Origin of the sequence: Azonexus hydrophilus (assembly GCF_905120355.1) — a bacterium.
GTDB lineage: Bacteria > Pseudomonadota > Gammaproteobacteria > Burkholderiales > Rhodocyclaceae > Azonexus.
This window is the reverse complement of record NZ_CAJHOB010000029.1, coordinates 1-7,203: the sequence shown is the minus strand read 5'-3', so window position 1 is coordinate 7,203 and position 7,203 is coordinate 1. Positions and strand designations below refer to the sequence as shown.

Annotated in this window: 2 protein-coding genes; both read right to left on the bottom strand. The window is 59.6% G+C overall.

Going from position 1 to position 7,203, the window contains the following annotated elements; translation table 11 throughout:
* Window positions 1-4: 4 nt before the first annotated feature.
* Window positions 5-1,363 carry an HlyD family type I secretion periplasmic adaptor subunit gene (locus JYJ39_RS13645; RefSeq protein WP_205205152.1) on the bottom strand — a complete coding sequence of 453 codons (1,359 nt, stop codon included), beginning with the start codon at window positions 1,361-1,363 and terminating at the stop codon, window positions 5-7.
* A gap of 122 nt (window positions 1,364-1,485) precedes the next feature.
* Window positions 1,486-7,203 (bottom strand): putative Ig domain-containing protein (locus JYJ39_RS13640; RefSeq protein ID WP_205205150.1); only part of this gene is annotated, 5,718 nt, incomplete at its 5' end.

The following is a 7,203-nucleotide window of genomic DNA, read 5'->3' as shown; positions in this document are numbered from 1 at the left end:
CATCTCATCGTTCCCGCCCGGATTCATGCCAGGCTTTCTGCACCGGGGACAGCAAATACTCAGCGACGGTACGGTTGCCCAGCAAGATTTCTGCCGTCGCCTGCATCCCGACCGTAAACGGATAGTGCACACCATTGACCTCCAGCGTGTTCGAAGCCAAAGAAACGAGCGCTTTGTAGCGCAGGGGATGCTGCATACCAATCTCCAGTCCCCGATCGCGCGCCTCTTCTTCGCTCTGAGCATCGGCACTAACGTAGTCCACCGTACCTTGCCCCATCCCGTACTTCTGGAAAGTGTAGGCAGCAAATTTGAGTTTGACCGGCTGCCCCGGACGAACAAAACCGATATCCTCATTCGACACCCATACTTCCGCCTTGAGCCTCTCATCCTTCGGCACCAGGCTGGCCAGCACAGTGCCGGGCTGCACCACCGTACCTGCCGTATGCGTCGCCAGGTTCTTGATGATGCCATCCTGCGGCGCTTTCAATTCCAGCAACTCGTGCCGATGCTGCTGTTTTTCCAGCTCTGCCGCCAGTTTATCCAGCTGTGACTGAACCTCGTTGCGCTCTGCATGCAGGTTGCGCTGATAATCGGCCTCGATCTGACGCAGTTTCTTGTGCGACTGTTCGATACTCGCTTGCGCCGAAGCAATCACGTGCTCTTGTGTCGCAAGCTCCTGTTCCTTCTCGATCCGCTCACGCCGTTTGTCACTCCCCATCAGGGTACCGGCAAAGCCCTTCTTGACCAGCTGTTCATAGGCCTTATCCTGCTCACGATAATGAGGCAGCACCGTTTCCAGACGGATTTTCTGCTGCCGGGCAGTCGCCAGCTCCTGCTGCGCCTTGTTCAAGCGGCTGCGCTCTTCGGCCAGGGCCGCCGCCAATGCATCCCGATTGGCTTTGAATTGCCCCTGAACTTCGCGCAGCAACGCAACTGGCGCCTTCGTTTCCGTCACAAATACCTGCCCGGAAAGCTCTGCGCCAATACGCTCGATTTGCAGCTGTTTGCGGGCATGCTCAGCACGAATAGCTTCAAGATCAGCACCGCTCATCAACGCATCCATGCGCATCAGGATCTGCCCCGTGCGCACTTCCTCCCCCTCGCGCACAAGGATTTCCTTGACTATGCCCGCCTCCGACGGCTGCACGATCTTGAGATAACTGGATGGCACCAGTTTGCCATCCGCCACGGCAACGATATCCAAACGCCCAAGCAAAGCCCAAACGATCAGAAACAGGACCAGCCCCAAGAGCAGCCACAGCACCCGCCGCCCCATGGGCGACGGCGCTGCATGCTGCAAACGAATCAAGGGTGGGTGGAAAGCGAGAGGGTCGCTACGGCTTCCTTGCACTAAATCATTCAACGCGCTTCTCCTCCATCCATGCGCAATGACAGGTTGATGTAACAGCCACCGCGGGCAGCGAATCTATCTCTGTTCGCTGCCCGCGGCTTTTACGGCTGTGCCGCCCAAGGCGCTTATCTATCTCAGCACTGGGGCAGCTTCCCCAGGCCTTCCTGTAGCCCTGCGAAGCCCTTGAGTTGGGTACCACTGGCAGCCAATCCCACGGCGCTCTGACCGCTTCTCTGCCACGCCTGTGCACCAGACAACAACCCGGCCAACCCGCCCGTATCCGCCCCCTGTCCCTTGCCAAGCCAGTTGGCAGCCCCTTGCCGATCAGCGTCCAACTGCCCCAGAGCCTCGGCCAGCGCCTGCCAGTGCTGCTCGACCGTTTGCGCCAACTGGCTTCCCGACGCTGGCTGCGGTGCAGATTGCAAGAGCGGCTGACCGACGGGTTGATCCAGCCATCGATCGAACCAGGCAGCATCAAGCGCAGAAGCCGATGACGCCCCGGCTTTCTGCGGCGTCTTGAACCCCTGCAGAAAATCTGCCAGCACATCACTGACGCTGTGGTGCGCCTTCTGCCCTGGCAATCCTGGCTGATCGTGCCCACCTCCCCCGCCCGGATGCGCTGGATGTTTCTCTGCGGCATGCTGACCCGCACCGCATCCTTCATCAACATCGCCTGCTGGTGCTTTAGGCAGCACGGTTTTGGAGCCAAAACTAACCTTGAAGACATCTGAGGCGGTCGCACCGGAACCATCCGTCGCCGTCATCCGGACATCAAGTGCTGTTTTAGCATTGGCAGGTGCAGTACCACTGAAGGTCTGTGTCACAGCATCGAACTTGAGCCAACTAGGAAGCGCCTTACCGTTGGCGAGCGATGCCGTGTAGCTGAGTTTGTCCTGACTGTCGCGGTCCGTAAAACTACTTGCGGGGGTTTGCCATTGGAACGATTTACCCTTGGCCAGCTGCACGTCCTGCAAAGCACGTTTCAATGTGGGCGCATCGTTTTTACCCTGGACATTCACCAACAATTCACCCGTAGTGCGGTTCGTGCCGTCACTCGCCACATAAGCAAAACGGTCCACGCCCGTTTCACCCGCCCCCAAGGCTTGCACTTTGGCGGAAAGATTATTCAGCACATAGGTATAGCTCCCATTCGGCAATAGCGTCAGAAGACCATATTCGCCCTGGTGAACCCCGGCATTGGCCACCTTGAGCGCACGGCCCTCCGGATCGCGATCATTACTGAGTACGTTACCGCAGGCCAACCATTTGCCATCCTCGTTTACTGTCTCTGTATCCTGCACGGTGACAGGCGCCTGGTTGCTGTTGCTGGTGGTAACGTTCAGGGCAAAGGTCTGGCTGATCTGTGCGCCCGCCTGGTCGGTGGCAGTAACTTGCACGGCGTAATTGCCCGCTGCCGGCGGCGTCGCCTGGAAGGTACCGGTAACTGCATCGAATGCAAGCCAGTCGGGCAGCGCGCTGCCATCGGCCAGCGTCGCCGAATAGGTCAGCACGTCACCCTGATCCACATCGGTGAAGGCGCCGGCAGGCATCTGCCAGTTCAATGCATCACCCACGCGTGCGCTCTGATTGGCGAGAAGAACCCCCACTTCCGGGGCATCGTTCACATTGGCCACGGTCATGCCGAAAGTCTGGCTCGCCTGCGCTCCAGCGCTATCCGTGGCCGTGAGTTTGAGCGAAAGCGCGCCCACGGCCGCATTGCCCGGCGTGCCGCTGAAGGTGCGCGTGGCGGCGTCGAAATGCAGCCACGACGGCAGCGCCGAACCGTCGGCCTGCGTGGCCGACAGGGTCAACACATCGCCCACGTCGATGTCGTGGAACGCATCCTGCGGCACGGTGAAGGCAAACGGCTCATCCTCGGTCGCCTGGTGGTCGGCAATGATCGTGCCGGCTTCCGGGGTGTCGTTGGTGTTTCGCACGGTGAGATTGAACGTTGTGTTGGCAGCCGCGCCGAAGTGATCCTTGCCTTCCACCACGATCGAGATGTTGCCTACGTCGCCGTTTGCTGGTTTCCCGCTCAATGTTCCGGATACAGGATCGAACCTCAACCAGGTCGGCAAGGGATCCCCCCCTGCCAAGCGCATGCTTATCCGAATTTCATCGGAAACATCTGGATCGCTGAACAAATCGGCGGGAAGGGTCAAGCTGAATTCCTGACCTTCCATGACTGACACTTCGTCCAATGAACCGGTCGCCACAGGCGCACGGTTCATCTGTTCCGTCAGCGACAGGACAGTACCGTCTTCAAATGCCAGCCCCAGAATGACCGGGTTGCCTTCAGAGGCATAGTAATCATTGATACGCACAGCATCCTTGTCGCTGTAATGCAGGATGAGGGTCGTACCATCCCACTCCTTGCGGATGTCTTCAGGGCGAATATCGGCTCCGAAACGGATGTAGTTGAAATCGACGGCGCCGCTGTCGATGATCGTATCGATCCCGTCCCCTTTGTTGAAGATGTAAGCATCATCTCCCGCGCCACCGAAAAGCAGGTCGTTACCCTGCCCGCCATACAATTCATCGCTGCCAGCCCCGCCACGGAGAACATCATCGCCATCACCGCCATACACCCTGTCGGCAAGGTTGGTTCCGGTCAGTTCGTTCGGTTGCGCATTCCCTTCAACCACAAAACCGTTGGCAACCAGCGCGGCGTAATCCCACAGCGTGCCATCGGCAAATTCAAAGCGACTAATGGCGTGGTCACTTGCAAGCACATCATCAGGATTGAAACCGGCCAGCCGCACGACATCGCCCGCATTGCCATAGGAGATGAGCAGCACGTGATCACCCTTGCCATCGGCTGCAAAACTCAGGTTGGCGCGTAGCGTTTCCGGGTCGATACCAGAGCCAAAACGCAATATCTTTTCCGCATCAGGGGCGGCAATGTCGTCGATAAAGACCTCGCCATCTCCGATATTGATGACGTAAATATCCTGCACCTGATCGCCGTAACGCACGCCCCGCGCCAGCAGATCATCGAACGACAGCGTCACGCCCTCCCAGGGCAGGCTGATTTCTGAAACAGGAGCTTGCATGCCCGGTGCGCGGGGATCGAACCCGGCAAAGCGGATCAAGTCGCCTTCTTCATTCAGATGCAGCACCAGATCGCGGCCATCGAAAGCCAGATACAGGGCATCGGCGTCAACCTCGCCGGTCAATTCGAGGCGGTTACTGTCTTGCGCCCGCCAGGTTTCGACGATGGTTGTCTGAACGGGGGACGATCCCCATTCCTTATAAACGTTGTAGGTATCCGAGCCGGCACCGCCTACCAGAACATCCGAGCCGCCTTCGCCGTAGATCACATCATCGCCATCGCCGCCGACCAGAGTATCGGCAAACGGCGTGCCATAAAGCCCGCCGCCTTCCTCGCCCGCCGTTTCGGTCTTGCCGGTCGGCTCGATGGTATCCGCCACGATTTCAGTCCCGTCGGCAAAGCGAATGACGTCCACCGAACGGGTTTGCGTAGCGCGTCCGGGCATGTAGCCACGCAAGACGACCTTGTCACCCGGGCGATTGGCAAATTCGATCACCAAATCACCGTTTTCTTCCGAATAACGCAGGTCTTCGGGGCGGATGCCCGGCCCGAAACTGAGGATGTTGGGTGCATCGTCGACAGCACAATAACCGCCATCGCCACCGGGGACGTCCATCGCGAAGAATTGAGGCTGATAAGCGCATCCCAGCATGCGGTGATCGTCGTCGATGATGGTTACGCCATCGCCTGCCTGATACAGGTAGGTGTCGCCGCCCCACTCGCCATACAGTGCATCCTGCCCCGTGCCGCCCACCAGGGTATCGGCACCCCGACCGCCGTAAAGGGTGTCATTCCCCGCGCCGCCGTCGAGCATATCATCGCCATCGCCGCCCTGAATCAGATCGTTGCCGTCACCACCGAAGAGGGTGTCATCGCCCGCCAGACCCAGCATGATGTCGTCGCCCGCGCCAGCATCCAGCGTGTCGCCGGCTTCGGTGCCATAGAGCACGTCATTGCCGCTGCTGGGCGTGTTGTGCGCAAGGTTCGCCGATGCGAACAAATCACCCGACTGTGCATAGGCGATTGCTTCCAATCCGCCTGCCGGGGCCACGGCGCCAGTCAGCTCGAAAGCGCCATCAAAAGTCAGCGGTGCATCTGCCGTGGCATTCACCAGCGCCACTGGATGGGCACGCAGCCATCCCGTCAGATCGAAAATACGGGCCTGACCTTCGGCATTGATGAACTGAATCCGCTCCAGATCACCCGCAGGATTGTCCACCGAAGCATCGAGCAGCGTGATTGAGCCGCCTGCACCGCCATCGACCTGCAACACCACCTGCCCCTCGCGGTTGAGCCGTACCGAGAGCATGGCGGGCGCGATGCTGGCGCCGAACGACAGCGTGTCCATCCCTTCACCTGCCCGTAGCCGGTCATGACCATCGCCGTAGTTGAACAGGATCGTGTCGTCGCCTTCTCCGGACTCGATTTCATCGTCGCCCGCTTCGCCGGCAATCAGATCATTACCCAGGCCGGTGTACACCCTGTCATCGCCTGCGCCTGCCGAAACCCGGTTATCGCCCCCCGCCAGATAGATATTGTCATCGTTGCCACGCGCCTGGACCGTGACCGATTCACCCGAATAATCGTAGATTTCATCATCCGCCTGGCTGCCGAGCATGGGGCTCGAATCGCCCCCGAACCGCTCCTGCCAGCCCATCTTGCCGCCATCGGCCCGTGCAATCACATCGGCCAGCGTCCATTCAGTGCCATCGTCGAAACGAAAACGCTGGATGGCTCCCCGGCCCAGATCGTTCCAGTCCTCGGTGCGCACGATCAGCGCATCGTTACCGCCAATACCGATGACCAAGGCAGCGTAACCCGTATCGCCCGGTTCGCCGTACCAACGTTGGCTATCCAGTTGTATCGATACGTCCTCAGGCCGGATACCGGCAGCAAACTGCACGGTATCACTGGCGACTGCAAGCTTTGCCCCGAATGCGTTATCCAGCCCCATACCCGGCGCCACGATGTAGGTGTTGTTGCCTTCGCCGCCATAGAGCCAATCGCGGTCAGCGCCGCCGTCGAGGGTATCGTTGCCGGCTTCGCCATACAATTCATCGCTGCCCGCGCTGCCGAGCAGCACATCATTGCCCTCGCGGCCATAAATGCGGCTGTCTTTCTCGGTGCCGGTGAGCGTTTCCCCATCGGGTGAGCCGTAGATGATTTCTGCGCCTTCGCTAGTATTGAGCTTGGCCAGCACATCGCTCCCACTCAAATGCGCGCCATTGGCGAATTCAAAGCGGTCGACATTCTGCCAACGGTTAGCCAGCCAGTTCGCAAGGCGCACCGAATCGTCGGTGCCGGCAATCGTGGCCAGCAGATCGTTCCCATCGCGGCTGAACACGATATCGTTCTGGCCGATGCCGGGTTTGAACAGAACACGGCCACCGTTCGTTTCGATCACATCCTGGCCGTCGCCCACGCCGAAGAGGTAAGTGTCGTAGCCACCCAGATTCTGGAAATGATCGTTCCCAGCCCCGCCGTCCAGCGCATCGTCGCCATAACCGCCGACGACGGCATCGTCTCCTGCGGTTGTCGCAAGAGCGCGGCTGGCAAGTTCGGCCCGATCCCATACCGTGCCATCGGCGAAACGCAGCTGTTCGATGCCATTCGTATTCCACCCGCTGTTTGCCTGACCGCGCACCGTCAACCGGCTGCCATCGGGCAAAGTGACCGCCATGTCGCCTTGCAGCGTCCAGCGCACGAGGATGTCTTCGGGCGCAATACCCGCGCTCAATTCAACGATGTCTTCGCCATCGGTACCAAACTCAGCAATCACATCGTTGCCATCGCCCAGACC